This is a genomic window from Paenibacillus agaridevorans, assembly GCF_003112455.1.
Taxonomy (GTDB): Bacteria; Bacillota; Bacilli; order Paenibacillales; family Paenibacillaceae; genus Pristimantibacillus; species Pristimantibacillus agaridevorans.
In genome coordinates, this window is sequence record NZ_BDQX01000036.1 from 64,312 (window position 1) to 80,633 (window position 16,322).

A 16,322-nucleotide genomic window follows, 5' to 3' on the forward strand; every position below is an offset into this window, starting at 1 on the left:
AAAGCTGGTTCTGGATGACAACAACCGGCCATTAGTGGCCTATCGTTACAAAACCGCTGCAAATCCCGATATTTTCGAAGTGAAGCTTGCTCGTTTCGACGAGGAAGAGTGGGTGAAGGAAACCGTCTACGCCTCGGAGGATACCAAAGCGGCCATTGATATTACGAGCCACGGTACGGAAATTAGAGTTTATTATGCAACGGCAGCGGGCGCCGATCGCGCTCGGGTTTCTATATTAGCCGACGGAGAATGGCATCATGACGTCCTTGCGCCCGGTATACCGATTGAACGATTGTCAGTCGAATCTAGCTCACTTGGCTCCGATATTCTCTATTTGGTGGATATCACCAATAAACGGTTGTATTATGGACGCAAGGATGCGGCAATTGTCGCTCCCGAGCTTCCCCCCGTATGGAACGATGGCGTGTTAAGCGCGACGAACGTCGGCACATCTGCGGTCACCTTAACGTGGTCGGGTATCTCCGGAGACGAGGACGTATCGGGGTATAAACTCTATAACGGCAGCAACGAGATCATTGAACTAGGTGGCGACGTGACCAGCTACCGGGTGACGGGATTAACGGCGGATACCGCCTATACCTTCAAGGTAGAAGCGGGTACAAACAAAAATGTGTGGAGCACGAACGGACCTTCGGTTAACGTTCGGACGGCGGCTGACATTTGCTACAGCTGTACGCCGGTCGACCCTGTAACGCCTCCCGCGCAAGAACCAGAGCCTGAAGTTGAGGAGCCCGCAGAGCAGATAGTGCCGGTAGAAGCGCAACGCGCCAAGGCCCTTGCCCAACAAGGTTCGGCATACCCAGGCCGACTTAGCAGGGGAGGCAGTATGGTAGAGGTGGCGCGGGATCCGGCGGCGACAGGAACCTTGTTGCCAGAACCGCTGACGCTCACGCTATCTTATGAGCCTGCAGAAAACAATATCGCTTTATTAGGGGTGTATTACCTCAATGAGACCAGTGGCCGCTGGGAGTATGTGGGCGCAATTACGGAAAGCGATTCTCATCAGTTCCAGGTGGCGGTGCATCACGCGGGAGTTTATAGCGTAATGGCGTATGACCATACGTTCGAAGACGTTCCGGAGGAGCATTGGGCGCATCAGGCCTTGAAGGAGATGACAGCCAAACATATCGTTAACGGCGTCAGCGATCGTTTGTTTAAGCCAACGGGCATGACGACGCGCGCCGAGTTTGCAACGTTGCTCGTCAGGGCGTTAGGTCTGCAATCGGCCGGAGCGCATTCCTTTGCAGATGTGCCTTCGGACGCTTGGTATGCGGCGTCTGTTGGAGCAGCTTATGAAGCGAACCTGATTAAAGGCGTATCGGCCAATGAATTTGGCCCGGACAAGATGATTAGCCGGGAAGAGATGGCCGTGATGCTCGTACGCGCTTACGCTTTTGTGTCTGGCAAGCAGCCGGTGCCGAAGCAGGGCGCAGCTCCATTAAACGATAGCAATCGGATTTCATCATGGGCAGAGAGTGAAGTGGCAGCAGCGATTGCGCTCGGTTTGATGCAGGGCAAAGGTCAAGGTCATTTCGATCCTAAGACTCCTACGCAACGGGCAGAATCCATCCAGGCGGTGTGGAACTTGCTGCAATTAATGAAATAATATTGGCAGCAAAAAGCATTCGGTCATTTTTGATCCGAATGCTTTTTGCATCTCAAGGGATATATAGTTCCCCTTATACGATAGAACAATTTGATGTTGTGCCACTTTGACATCCTACAAAATGATGTATTTCGACACGATTGGGGTTATCCAAAATAAAATGATGCTATAATGAGATCACCAAAAACAAAGGGGTATCTCAAATGCGCGGCTGGTTGGGAAAGCTCGTTCCTCATAGGCTCAAATATCGACTTTTCGCTGTGTTCGTGTTAGTCATTCTGTTGCCGTTCAGCGTATTGAATATCTATAATTATCAGAGAATCGAGACTTTGGTTCAGAACAAAATCAGTGAGCAGAGCCATGAGCAGCTTGATAATTTGCATCGCTCTCTCGAGGATCAGCTTAGCATTGCGTTCAAGACGCTTATTTTTCTGGAGCAGGACGCGGATGTGCGGGAGGTTCTGCAATATCCCGACAAACGCAACGTGCTGGAGAACCAGCGCTTGATAGAAAGGAAGTTCAAAAATCTCAATAACAGCTTCTTCCTATACAATCCTTCCGTTTATTTCACGTTGCTGGATGATGAGGAAGGATATTACGCCTCCGTTCCGCCGCGGTATACGTTAGATTACGATGCGATCGCCTCCAATCCATACATTCGGGAGATGAGAGAGACCGGCGCATCGTATTTCTGGGTTTCCGACGACGAGAATTATGTTTCGCCGGATATTTCGAAGAGCCCGACGCTTCTTTCCCTTTATGCGACTCTTAAGGATAATCGCGGTCAAGTATACGGGTGGGCTCGCATCAGCATTGATTTCTCCTTCTGGTTTCAATCCGTGCTGCAGAAATCGGCAACCGAGCAGGTCTATTTCATCCTGTCGAACAAAGGCGAAATCATATCGAGGTCGGCGCCGGATGCAAGATTGACGGGGGATGCGATCGCCAAAGTCACAGAAGCGCCGGCGAACGGCTATTGGACAGACCGATCGGAGAGCGCTCTTGTCAATTACAGCTATTTGTCCTCGCTGGATTGGTATTTGGTCAATCAGATTCCTCTAAGCGTGTTGTTCCAAGAAATCGAAAGCTTGAAGCAACAATACTTTGTCACTTTTTTTGTCATTACGGTTTCATTTATTATTCTGGCTTTCATGATTGCGTATGCATTTACAAGACCGTTATCCCATATTCAGGCCAAAATGAAGGAAGCGGTGCGCAAGGACCTGCGCATACGGCTGCCGGAAAAAAATTATAAAGGTGAAGTGCTGGAGTTGACGCGAACCTTTAATGGGATGATGGTCGACATGAATGCGCTTATTCACAGGCTGAAAGCGGAAGAACGGCAACGTGACGCCGTGCACTTCCAGATGCTGCTTGCCCAGGTCAATCCGCATTTTCTGCTCAACACGCTTAATACGATGAAGTGGATCGGATTGCGAAGCCGCAACGAAGAAATCGTGGAAATTTGCCTTTCTCTTGGCAAGCTGCTGGAAATAAGTCTGAACTCGGATGTGGATCTCATTCATTTGAGAACGGAAATCGAATTAACAAAAGCTTTTATCTATATTCAGCAGGTGAGGTACAGCAATAAATTCGTAGTCGAGTTCAGCTACGAGGAAGACTTGCAGTATGCGCTGGTGCCCAAGCTGAGCTTGCAGCCTTTGGTGGACAATGCGATCAAGCACGGAATCGCAAGCCTGGACGACGGGGGTTGCATATATATCCGAATGGGGCTCGCGGAGAGCAACCCATCGCAACTGGTGTTGGAAGTTGAAGATAACGGAGTAGGCATGGAGCAATCACAATTGATGAGGGAAGCAGGACGAAGTCGTCCGGGCATCGGACTGCATAACGTACGCGAACGCTTGCGGCTGCTCTTTAAGGAAGGGGCTTCCCTGGAAGCGGTTCAGTTGAAGCGGGGCATGTTATTCCGGATGAACTTGCCGTTTTTGTTGGCTGAGCCCTACGAGCTTCAGACGGAGCGATCTATCGATGATGAAGGAGGAGGGGGATAGACGATGTGGAAGGTGCTACTGGTGGAGGACGAGACCTTTGTCCGCGAATCCGTGAAGGAGATTATCAGATGGGAGGACATGGGCTTTACGTTGTCCGGAGAAGCAAGCAATGGCGAGGAAGCGCTCGAAATCATACGACAAGATCCTCCGGACCTCGTGCTGTGCGATATCGTGATGCCCGTGATGGACGGACTTACGCTGCTGAAGGAAACGAGACGCGCGGGCATACCGTCCAAGTTCGTCATGCTGACTTGTTTAGGGGACTTCGAGTCGATGAGGCAGGCGATGGAGTTCGGGGCTTCCAATTATATTCTGAAGCTGTCGATGAGCGTCAAGGACTTAAGGGAGACGCTTGCGAAAGTTGGCGCCGAGCTGACTTCGACGAAGCCCGCTATCGGCATTACCAAACCGGTTGGCACCGCGTTGCAACCGGAACCTTCTCACCAACGGGATCAACTATTGCACAACATTACGCATCCCGAGGTGAAAAAGATCATTCAATACATCAACCAGCATTATGCCGAGGAGATCACGCTAGCATCGCTCTCCAAATATGTGATGATGGGCGAAAATTACGTAAGCGCTTTGTTTAAGAAAAAAACGGGGGAAACGCTTATCCATTATTTGCACCGGATTCGCATCGAGAAGGCAATCGAGCTGCTGGCAACGACGGAGCTTCCCGTCAATCAGATTGGGCAGAATGTCGGCTTTATGAACGACAATTATTTCATTAAAATATTTAAGCGGATGACCGGCACGACACCGAGCCAATATCGACAAGCCAGATAGAACGATTTGGTTGGGGGAGCTGCCGGAAACGCTTGCAAATTACAAAGTTATGTTCCATCCGAAACGTGATTTTGTTACTTATAACCGCCCCCGGGGCTTGTTATCCTTGATTTGCATCAACAAAAACAAGACAATCAAGGAGGTCGAAAGCAAGTGAGCAAAAAAACATGGTTTGCTGGCATGACGTCGCTCGTGATCGCATCGGGCGTTTTGACAGGATGTTCCGGTAATGGAAACGCAGTTAATACGGGAGCGGAGGCATCGCCTTCCGCTAGCGCGCCAATAACATCGGGTGAGACAGTCAAGCTTAAGATGTGGGGAGGCGTTCCGCCGGAATCGGGCCCACAAGCCGTTGTCGACGCATGGAATAAAGAAAATCCGAACATTCAAGTCGAATACGTCCGTTACGTGAATGATGACGAAGGCAACCTCAAGCTGGATACGGCCATGATGACGGGGCAGGATGTAGATTTATTCGTTAACTATACGCTCTCCCACACAAACAAACGTATCGACTCGGGATTTGCGCTCGACCTGAGCGGCTTCACCGATTACAACATCGAAGAAAAGATGGGCAGCGATTCGGAGAACTGGAAGATCAACGGGAAATTCTATGGCGTGCCAACGACGAAAAGCTCTTATTTTGTCGCACTGAACAAGGATGCGCTCGACGCGGCTGGACTTGAAGTGCCGAAAGAATGGACTTGGAATGAGCTCCGCGAATATGCGGTGAAGTTGAAGACTGGCGATGGTTACGGTTTCCTTCAACACATCGAGCCTTACGCCGATCCGCTGGATTCCGTCTTGTCGCAGGAAGGTTACACGAAGGCTGATGGAACGTCCAAACTGGATCAACCGCTCGTCAAGTCATGGCTGGAAACATTAAACGGCATGATGGCGACAGATAAATCGACGCCTCCGCTCGGCGAGCAATTAACGTCAAAGATGCCGGTCGAGCAGGAATTCCTAAGCGGCAACGTACCGATGCTGAATATCGGAGCTTGGTTGCTGCGCAGCTCCAATAACTTCACGGATTTCCCTCGCGACTTCAAAATCGCGTTTGCGCCGGTCCCTCGTCTGACGGAAGCGGCATCCGATTACGTGACGCGCGGCGGCTTGGGAGATTACATCTCCATCAATGCCAAATCCAAAAAACAGGCTGCAGCATGGGAATTCCTGAAATGGTATGCGGACGGGGGGATGGCTCCGATGGCTTCTGGCGGCAGAGTGCCGGCATCCAAGGATGCCGATCAGGCTACGGCGCTGGACAATCTGCTTGGCGATAAAGCCGATACGTACGATCTGGACTCCTTGAAGTACGTCATGTTCGAGAATGAAACGCCGACGTACGTTAGAAGCTTGCCTCAAGAAGTGATCGACATGCGTACGCAAGAATACGAAAATTATTTCCTTGGCACTCAATCGTTGGATGAGACGATCGCAAAAATGGTGAGCCGTCACAACGAATTCCTGAAGCTAAACAAATAGGACATTCGAAGAAAGACAATAGAACGATTTGATGAATACGATTCGCGAAACCGCCTTTCCAAGGCGGTTTTTTTGTATAAAATCGTAGGATGAATCCGGTAGATATGTTCATTACCTGCAGCAGAGACGCTTGGTACACTTGTCATATTCCAAGATGAAACGAGGATCAGAGGTATGACTAATAACTGGATGAAAAGGCAACGGCTTCTCGGCTACATTTTTATCGGCCCCAGCATGTTGGGTGTACTACTGTTTTTCCTAATTCCGGCGGCGTATTCGTTCGGTCTCATGTTCACGAATTACAAGTTCATGAATCCAAACGTCGATTTCGTCGGCTTCGCTAATATCGCCAGGCTAGTGAAGGACCCCATGTTCTACAAGTCGCTTAAAAATACGGTCATTTTCCTGGCTGCCGTACCAGTTTCGATCGGCATCGGCTTTATCGTGGCGGTGGTTTTGAATCAAAAAATTTATTTAAAGAAGCTGCTTCGCGGCATCTACTTCATGCCGTATATTACTAGCGGCGTCGCGGTCGCGTTTGTTTGGATGCTGCTGTTCCATCCCAAGCAAGGTCCGATTAACGGTTTGCTCCGCAGCATCGGCATCGACAACCCTCCAGGCTGGTTGTCGACGACTACTTCCTCCATGTTCGCGATCGATATTATCTGGATCTGGTTTATGCTCGGCTACAACATGATCATTTATCTGGCGGCACTGCAGGAAGTATCGCCGGAACTGCTGGAGGCAGCCAAGATCGACGGCGCCAAGCCGGGACAAATTCTCAGGAAAATTATTTGGCCATTGGTGAGTCCGACGACGTTCCTGCTCCTTATAACGGGACTAATAATGACGATCAAAACGTTCGGCATTATACAAGCGATTACGCAAGGCGGACCGGGCAGCAGCACAACGATCCTGTCCTTGTACGTCTATCAGAACGCTTTCCGCTACTACGATATGGGCTATGCATCGACGCTCTCCTGGGCTTTGTTCGTTGTCATTCTGCTCATCACGCTCGTGCAATGGATCGGTCAAAAGAGATGGGTTCACTATTAATCGAAGAAGGGGGAGACCATAGATGGCAAAGTCCAAAAATGTTGTGACGGCTAGTACGGCCAAGCAAGGCGGGATAACCCTGATCATGTTATTTTTTGCGGTCATTATGATCGTACCGTTCGTATGGATGATCAGCACATCGCTCAAAACGCCAATTCAAGTGTTCGAATATCCCATCAAGTGGATTCCTTCCAATCCCACTTGGGAGCATCATGTAAAGGTATGGACGGGAGCTAAGAGCTTCGGCACTTATTATGTGAACTCGCTCAAAATCTCGATTATCGCGACGGTTGGCGCTACCTTTTTATCGGCTTTCGCTGCTTACGGCTTTGCCCGTATCCACTTCAAAGGACGGGAAGCGCTGTTCATGGTTTATCTCTCCATGATGATGATTCCTCCGCAAGTCCTGTTTGTGCCGAAATTTATTATGTTTGAGTGGGCCGGCATCTACAACACGCATTTAGCGCTTATTTTGCCGGGGTTGTTTACGATTTTTGGAGTGTTCATGCTTCGCCAATTTTTCTTGTCCATCCCGAACGAAATTACGGAGTCGGCATTTATCGACGGGGCGGGACACTTTCGAATATTTTTTAAGCTTGTGCTGCCGCTTGCCAAACCTGCGCTTGCAACGCTCGCGATTATCGATTTTTCCTGGCATTGGAATGATTACGAGAATGCGCTCGTGTTTTTGATCGATGAAGGTTTGTACACGGTGCCGCTGGGCCTTCAAAACTTCATTTTGGAGAACACGGTTGATTACAACGGGATGATGGCGGCCGCGTCGGCGGGAATCCTGCCCATGATCGCGGTGTTTATTATTGGCCAGCGCTACATTATTCAGGGCTTAACCAATTCCGCGGTCAAAGGATGATGAACCACGTTCGACGCCGCAAACGGAGATCGTCTTGACGTGGAACGATGACGTGAATGAAACTCTTGGACGTTCGAGTGAATGCAACATAAGAAAATGATCAGGGACAGCCGGAACAGCCGGCTGTCTTTTGTGTAATTATAGCGTTTACAAGCATCCATCCCCTTGAAAGCTGCGAAATGGGGGATGGCACGTGCAATTTCGGCTGTTCAGGAGGGGATGAGCAATTGTAGCTTAGAATAACGAGGATGACGAGAACGACTTGGAACGGAGTAAGTCGTTTATAGCGAATCGAAATGCGAGGTGTTCGCATTGAAGGTGCGATTAGGATTAATGCCAAAGGATTGAACGAGCACATCCTCGGGTCTGCTTGGCATGGAAATGCAAGGGGCCATGACCATATTTGCTGTGAATCTCAAGCGAATATTGAAGTTAACCATCTGAGAATTCCAGATCTAGAAGTCACTAAAGCCGAAAAGAAAGGCATCCATCTCCCCGAAATATGGGATTGGATGCCTTTCTTCTCTTTACCTAACTTAGTGGAAAAGATAAACGTAAGTTCTTCAGTGGCCTCACGTTTGGTCCGGATGCTTTATTTTCAAGGATTAGAGCTTTCCTTTCAGCAATAGAATATTTTGAAGCTCCGCTCCTAAGTGGGGGGGGGGTCACTCAATAGTAAGAATGCGAGGCGAAGTATCCCGGATGACCTTGGACGAAGCCCATGAGCCGAGAAAAGCCGCCGCGACGCTGATAATAGCGGCTAAGGCAATACTTCCGCCATTAAGAATGACCGGCAAACTCACGATGCCGTAGCCGGATAGTACCATCTCCAAGAGAACAGGGAGGACGAAGATGCCGAGTACGATGCCGGGGATCGTGCCGCTGAACGCCAAAGCGACGATGCCAAGCGCAATCGCTCCGCGAATCCGACCGGAAGTCATGCCAATCGATTTGTAGATGCCGTAGGTTTTGCTGGCCAACCGAATGTTGATGCGGCAGGTGCTGTATATAATGAGGAAAGTCGCGAGCAGGAACAGCAGTCCCATGAGACTCATGGGATAGACCAGTATGGCGGAAGCTTGATTGTATACGGAATCCAGCAGCGTACCTTGCGTGACGATGGAAGCCGTTTCCTTAAAGCGGCCGTTCAGATCGCTGACGACAGCATTTGCTTCCTTCGGATTAAAGACATTAATAAATGCGACGTCACGATTATTGAAGTCGGGATAAACCGCAAGCGCGCCTTCCATCGTTATACGCGCCGAGTTGGACATATTCGCAATGGCTTGATAAATGCCGGTTACGATCATCGTTACCCTTTGGCCGGCAATATACACGTCGATGGTGTCGCCCGGCTGCTTGTTCAGGTTTCTCGCCACTTGAACGCCGATGGAGATCTCGTTCCGCAGAACAGGGTGATCCCCCTCCAGATTCGCGAAGCCCAGCTCCTCATAGCTGCCTTCGAGAATACTGAGAGAGAGGCTTGAAGCAGGGGCGGAAGCCGAGTTTTGCTGATCGCTCGCCACGCTTCCGGACTGGACGATTGCCGTCATATTGCCTTGCCAGCCATACCCCGAGATACGGGAGTCCGATGCGAGCGTTTGCTCGAATTCGTCGTAAGGAAAAGCGGATTTGTTCACGACCATGGCGGCTGCGTTAGCCGAATCATATCCCCACTGCGCGGCCGTGCCCTGAATGCCGCCAATGCTGCTCAACACCACGGAACCTAACGTCAGTACGGAGGAGGCCAGCATCGTCAGAATGAGCATAATAACGGTGCCCTTCCGGTTAATCAACAGGTTCCTAAGCCCGATGGCGGCGCTGACGGGAAGATGGCCGAACCTGATTCCGGTTGAGTCCGCCGCATTCGATCTGCTTAACAGGAGTTTGCTGTCGCCCTCCGACATCCCGTAACGAATGGCCTGGGCCGGCATGACGGCACGCGCTCGCCTCGCATAAACGACGACGAAAAGCAGCACAAGCACAAAAACCATGATGGCCACGATGACCGCAGCTCCTAAACCTTGAATGGCTGACCCGGAGCTAGGTGTACGCAACGACGACGCGCTCAGATCGATGATCATCTTGGCAAGCACGGTGCTTAGCGCGAAAGCAGGCAGGATGGCTGCGGCCGACAATAAGCCGTATTGCAGAAGATAAGGCAGGATCGTCGCGCGGGAAGTCATCCCGAGTGACTTGTAGACGCCAATCGTCCTGTAATTGGCCAAAATGCCATCGGAGATCGTAAAGCCAATCGTCAGTAAGGCGATGATCAGCATGACGGCGCCCAAAAAAATCATAATGAAACCAACGATCTGATTAATGATGAGATAAAAGGAGGATATTTCTTCGAACTCCATCTTGCTTTCCAGGAAAGGCGTGCCCATGGCGCTCGAGAAGGAATGCCAATAAGCAAGATTATCTCCGTAGTTGTCGAACCGAAGTCCCAGCAAAAAGTTGCTGCCTCCGTCCAAGCCATCTATTCGGGTCTCATAGTCCTCATGGTTCATCCAGACGCGGGCCGTGTTCGAGAAAGGAGCACCGTACGGAACATCGACTACGATAGCGGATACCTGAAGCTCTAGCTTGGTCCCGTCTACGGGAATAGAGATTTCGTCTCCCAAAGAAATGCCGGCCGGATAAGCCATCGAGGTGGGAATCCATATGGTGCCGGGCGCGGGCTCCACTCCCGTTTTTCCTTCGGTAACGATGAGCTGATCGACGGACGGGGTGTTCTTTGGTGTTTCCATCATGAACATATAGAGATTGGGAATATCTTTGCCTTGATGAACGATGCCGGACAGTGTATGGTATCGCATGAGATCCGAAGTTTGAACGCCTTGCTGCGATTGCCACCAATGTTGTACGGCCTCTGGATCGTGCAGCTTCTTCTCGAAAGTCAGAATTTGATGAGAGCCGTTAGTACGCATGTGCATTTCGTCGAACCGGTCGCCGGTATTGGATACGATAATGGTCGCCGTACATACAAGCAAAGCGGATAACAAAACGAGCAGGGCGACGAAAGCGTTTTGTACTTTATTCTTAACGAGATACGATTTGCCAAGCTTCCAGATGGCCGTTATCATACTCTCACCTTCTGGGACACGAATGAGAAAATCAAAGCCTCCCGATCGTTCGTATTCATGTCTCCTTGCTTGCCGAATTCGAGAATGCCTCCGATCTTGCCGTCTCGGATGTAGATAAGCCGGTCGGCTCTGCATGCCGCTTTGATGTCATGGGTGACCATAACGACGGTCTGGCCGTCCTTATTCATCCCGCTGAGCAAATCCAGCACGGCTACGCCTTGGTCGTAATTCAGGCTGCCGGTCGGTTCGTCCGCAAATAGGACGTCCGGCGAGTTAATAAGAGCTCTGGCGATGGCGGCTCGCTGCTGCTGTCCGCCGGATGTTTGCGAGGGCAGACGGCCCAGTTGGCCTTCAATGCCCATCGTATGAGCGAGCTCTCGCGCTCGGGTGGCTATGGCTTCCTTCTTTTGTCCCGCGATGTAGCCTGGCAGCGTAACATTGTCCCATATCGTCAGATCGGGGACCAGATTAATGCTCTGATAGATGTAACCGATATTTTTTGCGCGGAAGTCCGAAAGTTCTCGCTCGCCAAATTGATCGATGCGCCGATCGCGAAAGTAAACCTCGCCGGCCGTTACGTTATCCAGTCCGCTAAGCAGATAGAGCAAGCTGGACTTGCCGGAGCCCGAGTTGCCCATGATGACGGTAAATTCGCCTTCGTGGATGTCCAGGTCCACGTTTCGAACGGCATGATATTGTTCGTTGCCGGCGCTGTAGGTTTTGCAGAGGTTTCTTGCGGCTATAATTACTTGTCTCTCCAACATGATCACTCCCTGTATCTATTAGGTAAGCAACAGTATAGGGGCTCGATCTTGCAATCCGCTTATCAAATTATAAATAAATCCTTACAGGGAAAAGTCCGCTTTGCATAACGAAGCTTCAACAGAGGGGCAGAGTAAAATAAAACTCCGTTCCCTGGCCCTCCCGGCTCTTGAAGGAAATGACGCCACCATGGGCTTCGACGATGTTTTTGCAGATGGATAAACCTAAGCCGTTGCCCTCGGTCGCAATAGCTTGGCCAGGCACGCCGGATTGTCCGCGATAATAGCGCTCGAACAGGAACGGCATATCCTGCGGCCGAATGCCTCTGCCCGTATCCGCAACCGTAAATACAAGATGATTCTCTTCCAGATCAGCGGATATATGGATCGTATCGCCTGGCGACGTATGCTTAAGCGCGTTCGTTACGAGATTCGTCAGCACCTGCTCGATTCGCGCGGCATCGACAGGGAGCAGGACGTTCGGCATGTTCAACGATTCGCGATAAGCAATGCCTTGCGTTCGTGCATAATGACCTAAAGTGGACAAAATCGGAGGGAACACTTCCATGCTATAACGCTCCTTTGGCTCCACCGATATTTGACCGAGCTCTTCCATGGCGTGGAGGAACAGATCTTCCACCTGTCTGGACATCTTGTCCGTATGATTGCGCATAATGCCGACATACTCCAGCATCGTCTCGCGGTCGGAGCACACGCCTTCGAGTATGGCTTCCATATAGGCTTTGACGGTTGTAATCGGCGTTCGAATCTCATGCGAAATGTTGGTGATAAGCTCCTTCTGCGCCTTCTCCTGTCTGGCCCGCTGCTTGCGCTGCTCCTTAAGCTCCAGGGTAATCTGATCCATCATGGCATAAAGGCCGCCGAGCTCATCCATGCGAGCAAACTGTGTCCCGATGTGGGACGGAGGTTCATAGTTGCCTCTAAGAATGGCTTCGGCACGACCTTGTAACGTCCGGACAGGGGAGCGAATACGGGAATGAAAGCTTATTCGCATAACCAACAGCAGCGCGACTGATCCCAGGAAAAGAAGGAACGACACGATCAACATTGTTAGCGGAAAGGCAGAAGAGGAGTCGCTCCCGAGCCTCTCCTTGGCGATATGGAAAATCGCGTTAGCTACATGCGAGTTTGTATCAGCATCCAGAACGGGAAATGTAATACGATAACTTCCGTCGTTCTGCGTTGCTTCGTGCAAGTCATAGTGAAGAGAGGACCGCAGATTGAGGCGATCCCCTTGCTTGTAAGGAGAGGTCGAGAACAAGATTTCCCCGCTCAGCCCGGCGTAGGTAAGCGCCACTTCATGCTCCCCTGTCAATGCGCGAAGCGTTGCTTGCACATGCTGGTCTCGGATGTTTTCGTAATGCTGCTCCATAAAGAGCAGGAGTGGATTTACCGCCAGGCGGACTTCGTTAATGACGTAATCCGACTCATGATTCCGTTCTTGGTTCGTCACGTAAAGGAACCAGCAGCCGCCTATTGCCGTCATCAGGAAAAAAAACGCCATAAAGGCGCCGATCCAGCTTTTTAGCCAAACGTTCATATGGATCCGCCAACTCCGCTTCTCTGTTTAGTCCAAGCTGAATTTATAACCCACGCCCCATACCGTTCGGAGGCAGGCGGGCTTGGAAGGATCGACTTCGAGCTTCTCCCGCAATCTGCGTATGTAGACCGTGACGGTATTCTCGTCGCCATAAGCGGCGTAGCCCCATACCGCATCGAGGAGCTGGGCTTTGGAGAACACCTGGTTCTTGTTGCTGGCCAGATAGTGGAGAAGCTCGAACTCCTTGGCGGAGAGGGAGACCTCCAAGCCGTTAGCCATAACCTTGTAGCCCTTCTTGTCGATGACGAGATGTCCCAGGATAAGCGTGCCCTCGTTCTCCGGAATCTGTTTCCTGGCCGCATTCATGCCGTCGTATCGACGGAAGTGGGCGTTGATTCGGGCGAGCAGCTCCGTCAAAGAGAAAGGTTTTGTCATATAGTCGTCCGCGCCGAAGCCCAGTCCGACCACTTTGTCCGTATCGCTGCCTCGGGCGCTTAGAATCAGGATGGGAACGTCGCTGCTCTCGCGAATGGCTCCGCAAAGCTGGATGCCGTCCATATCGGGCAGCGTGAGATCCAGTATAACAAAGTCGGGTTGCAGCAGTTCCATCATGCGCAAGGCGTCTTTCCCAGAGGATGCGGCAGCGGCTTCATATCCGTTTTTGGTCAAATAATCCCGCAGTACGCGAGCGATATCATATTCGTCGTCAATAATGAGTATTTTCTTTTGTATGCCCATCGCGCGCTCACCATTCCGTGTCCCAATTTCCTTTTATTCTACTTCATCTTCCAATGGATTGATAGGTTTGGCATGTTGTACGAGTTGGATGGAGGATTATAAATATCCCAAAAAGAGGGATGTGCGCAGCGTTTGTCGAAATGGGGCTTAATGCGGTTATTCCCGTATGTTTAGGGGGGACGAATTTTGAAAAGAAAACGAAGCCGTTTGGAGTGGTTGACGATAGGAGTCGTCGTTATCGTAAGCCTAATGTTCGCGACGGTACCATCTGAGGGAAGATTCGATAGATTCATTGCAAAGAAACATGGAATCGTATGCAAACCCGACTTTGAGTTCGGCCATGTATGTTATGCTGATGAAAAAGTCATTCAATCGAAATCCGGCCATTTTCGGAGATCTTATTTACATGCCTCCTCCGAAAGAAACTACAAATTTGAAAATGGAGAAATTATAACGACGCGAACGTTTGGCGTGTTTGGCCTATTATTTGAGATGCGCGACGGGTTCTGGTGGGAGCACGTTTTTAATTGATGCTCGAATGCGAGTTTATGGTTCTAAAGGACATCACAAACACTATTTCGCCGAAACTGGCTCGTTTGGAAATCTAACGGACAGAAATGACCTTATTTGAGTAAAAAGGGAGGCCGGCGCGCGTGGCTTTTGCTCAAATAGAGTCGCTGATGTCGGTTAGATTTAGAAAGTATGAAGTTTCTGCAAAATAAGGGCTGTGGTGTCCGATAGCGTCCCTTTGACCTAGCAATGCGATCTTGAGAAAAAAAGAGGTGATGGTTTTGAAGCTGAGAGTAGGATTTTTTATTGCATGGATTATTCCTTACGTTTTTTTGGTTTGCTATAATATAGGTTTTTTTACGTACATTATAACGAACGCCAAAGGTCTCAATGAGATTAATAGAATGGGGATATTTGTATTCATGTGGTTTGTTTTCAGTCTTGTACTGGTATTCGGGGCCATACGAATTATACAGTGGTATAAACAGGGGAAGTTTCATATCGCGCATCCATCGCCAAATCAGGAAACTGAATCTGTAGAGCCTAAAGCTGCTGAGAAAAGATTGAGCTCTGTGCCTGATGTCCCATCTTGCTTAGGCTGCCGCCTTGCCAACGGATTGGAGGAAGCGCATGTCGTATTCGAAAACGATTATGTGACTTGCCTGCTGGATATAGACCCGCTTAATGAAGGACATACCTTGATTCTGCCCAAGCGGCATTTTGTAGAATTGGCGGACACGGATATAAGCGCCAGACATGCCATTATGAACGCTTCCGTACGCATCTCCAATGCCCTTAAAATGATTTATAAACCTGACGGAATATCCATTATGCAAAATGGCGGGAGCTTTAACGATTTGGGACATTACCACATGCATGTGTTTCCGAGATACAACAACGATGGTTTCGGTTGGAAGGAGCCGGCCGTTAAATCACGGCATTCTTTAGATGTGGTGAAACAACGAATAGCGGAGCAGCTAAAAGACGGTATGCCCCAATTGTGACCCTGACGTCAGGGAGATGAGCTTTTCTTCCTCTCCCGAATGGGGTACGATCAATAGCAGAATGGCTAGATTATTAAATATGGCAGCTTGCCATCGCGAACGGAGAGGTCAACTTGGAAAACTTTGCATGCCTTTACGTCATACGAGGCGAACCATTTCCCTCAGGCACCTGCGTAAATTTGAACGAGGAAGAGACGATAGTGGGACGAGCATCCCATCAAGCGACGCCGGACGTGGCGTTTACGAACGCATTTGTATCTCGCCAGCATTTCTCCATTCGCCGGGAGCGGAATCAGGCGGTGTTGTATGATCTGGGCAGCCTTCACGGAACCGAAGTTAACGGGGAGCGGGTCAAACCCAATCAGCCGTATGTTCTCAACAACTTCGATATAATCAAGCTGGCCAAAGGGATGACGGTGCTTCACTTTTCTTATTTGTCTGCAGATCAGACGCTGGATATTGAACCGCTTAGCATAACCAAACGGCTGCAGGCCGTACATCTGTCCTTAACCATCCATTGGGAGAAACGTGAATGCGTGGTGGACGGTAAAAGAATTCCGATGTCTGAGAAAGAATATTCCCTCATTCGACTGCTTCACGATAATGCGAACCGGCTGGTGCCGCTGGATGTCATTAAGACCACGGTTTGGCCGGAACGAACGGTAGAGGGAGATGGCATACCCGACGTGTCTCTGGATGAGCTCAACACGCTTGTCTACCGGCTTCGGAAAAAATTCGGCAAAGACACGTTTATGATCAGCTCCGTGCGGGGCAGCGGCTACGTATTGGAATCCGAAGTGAAATCGTATTAACGAA

At 50.2% G+C, this 16,322-nt stretch carries 13 protein-coding genes; 9 read left to right on the top strand and 4 right to left on the bottom strand.

Translation table 11 applies throughout. The annotated features are described in order from the left end of the window. The 6 genes from PAT3040_RS37920 to PAT3040_RS02445 all read left to right on the top strand — a co-directional run. A partial coding sequence (locus tag PAT3040_RS37920; protein WP_219930226.1) for an S-layer homology domain-containing protein occupies window positions 1-1,627 on the top strand: 1,627 nt, incomplete at its 5' end. Between the two features lie 203 nt (window positions 1,628-1,830). Continuing rightward, complete coding sequence (locus PAT3040_RS02425; protein WP_108991412.1) at window positions 1,831-3,642, top strand: sensor histidine kinase; 1,812 nt, start codon at window positions 1,831-1,833, stop codon at window positions 3,640-3,642. 3 nt (window positions 3,643-3,645) lie between these two features. Beyond that, entirely contained in the window at window positions 3,646-4,431 is a 786-nt protein-coding gene (locus PAT3040_RS02430) for a response regulator (RefSeq protein ID WP_108991413.1), read from the top strand. A 153-nt stretch (window positions 4,432-4,584) separates the two neighbouring features. Then, window positions 4,585-5,919, top strand: coding sequence for an ABC transporter substrate-binding protein (locus PAT3040_RS02435; protein ID WP_307719149.1), 1,335 nt, complete (start codon window positions 4,585-4,587; stop codon window positions 5,917-5,919). Between the two features lie 174 nt (window positions 5,920-6,093). Continuing rightward, a complete protein-coding gene (locus tag PAT3040_RS02440; RefSeq protein ID WP_108991414.1) occupies window positions 6,094-6,975 on the top strand; it encodes a carbohydrate ABC transporter permease in 882 nt (293 codons plus the stop codon). 22 nt (window positions 6,976-6,997) lie between these two features. Beyond that, window positions 6,998-7,846: a carbohydrate ABC transporter permease gene (locus PAT3040_RS02445; RefSeq protein WP_108991415.1), complete on the top strand. Its 849-nt coding sequence runs from the start codon at window positions 6,998-7,000 to the stop codon at window positions 7,844-7,846. A 665-nt stretch (window positions 7,847-8,511) separates the two neighbouring features. Here PAT3040_RS02445 and PAT3040_RS02450 read toward each other — a convergent pair. From PAT3040_RS02450 to PAT3040_RS02465, 4 genes are all read right to left on the bottom strand, one after another. Further along, window positions 8,512-10,932, bottom strand: a complete 2,421-nt coding sequence (locus PAT3040_RS02450; RefSeq protein WP_258234791.1) for an ABC transporter permease — start codon at window positions 10,930-10,932, stop codon at window positions 8,512-8,514. Continuing rightward, entirely contained in the window at window positions 10,929-11,696 is a 768-nt protein-coding gene (locus tag PAT3040_RS02455; protein ID WP_181376408.1) for an ABC transporter ATP-binding protein, read from the bottom strand. The genes PAT3040_RS02450 and PAT3040_RS02455 overlap by 4 nt, the downstream gene beginning before the upstream one ends. 115 nt (window positions 11,697-11,811) lie before the next feature. Next, window positions 11,812-13,254 carry a sensor histidine kinase gene (locus tag PAT3040_RS02460; RefSeq protein WP_108991416.1) on the bottom strand — a complete coding sequence of 481 codons (1,443 nt, stop codon included), beginning with the start codon at window positions 13,252-13,254 and terminating at the stop codon, window positions 11,812-11,814. 27 nt (window positions 13,255-13,281) lie between these two features. After that, window positions 13,282-13,992, bottom strand: a complete 711-nt coding sequence (locus PAT3040_RS02465; RefSeq protein ID WP_108991417.1) for a response regulator transcription factor — start codon at window positions 13,990-13,992, stop codon at window positions 13,282-13,284. Between the two features lie 186 nt (window positions 13,993-14,178). On the opposite strand from PAT3040_RS02465, the gene PAT3040_RS36705 reads away from it, so the two are divergent. The 3 genes from PAT3040_RS36705 to PAT3040_RS02480 all read left to right on the top strand — a co-directional run bounded on the left by PAT3040_RS36705 (window position 14,179) and on the right by PAT3040_RS02480 (window position 16,318). Then, window positions 14,179-14,523, top strand: a complete 345-nt coding sequence (locus PAT3040_RS36705; protein ID WP_108991418.1) for a hypothetical protein — start codon at window positions 14,179-14,181, stop codon at window positions 14,521-14,523. Between the two features lie 260 nt (window positions 14,524-14,783). Next, window positions 14,784-15,506, top strand: a complete 723-nt coding sequence (locus PAT3040_RS02475; protein WP_258234792.1) for an HIT family protein — start codon at window positions 14,784-14,786, stop codon at window positions 15,504-15,506. A gap of 200 nt (window positions 15,507-15,706) precedes the next feature. Continuing rightward, window positions 15,707-16,318, top strand: a complete 612-nt coding sequence (locus PAT3040_RS02480) for an FHA domain-containing protein (RefSeq protein WP_246608596.1) — start codon at window positions 15,707-15,709, stop codon at window positions 16,316-16,318. The last annotated feature ends 4 nt before the right edge of the window (window positions 16,319-16,322 follow it).

Bases quoted from the DNA above. Each gene is read 5' to 3' on its own strand.
- PAT3040_RS02425 (WP_108991412.1), top strand. From the start codon at position 1,831: ATGCGCGGCTGGTTGGGAAAGCTCGTTCCTCATAGGCTCAAATATCGA.
- PAT3040_RS02460 (WP_108991416.1), bottom strand. From the start codon at position 13,254: ATGAACGTTTGGCTAAAAAGCTGGATCGGCGCCTTTATGGCGTTTTTT.
- PAT3040_RS02445 (WP_108991415.1), top strand. From the start codon at position 6,998: ATGGCAAAGTCCAAAAATGTTGTGACGGCTAGTACGGCCAAGCAAGGC.
- PAT3040_RS02450 (WP_258234791.1), bottom strand. From the start codon at position 10,932: ATGATAACGGCCATCTGGAAGCTTGGCAAATCGTATCTCGTTAAGAAT.
- PAT3040_RS02430 (WP_108991413.1), top strand. From the start codon at position 3,646: ATGTGGAAGGTGCTACTGGTGGAGGACGAGACCTTTGTCCGCGAATCC.
- PAT3040_RS02440 (WP_108991414.1), top strand. From the start codon at position 6,094: ATGACTAATAACTGGATGAAAAGGCAACGGCTTCTCGGCTACATTTTT.
- PAT3040_RS02455 (WP_181376408.1), bottom strand. From the start codon at position 11,696: ATGTTGGAGAGACAAGTAATTATAGCCGCAAGAAACCTCTGCAAAACC.
- PAT3040_RS02465 (WP_108991417.1), bottom strand. From the start codon at position 13,992: ATGGGCATACAAAAGAAAATACTCATTATTGACGACGAATATGATATC.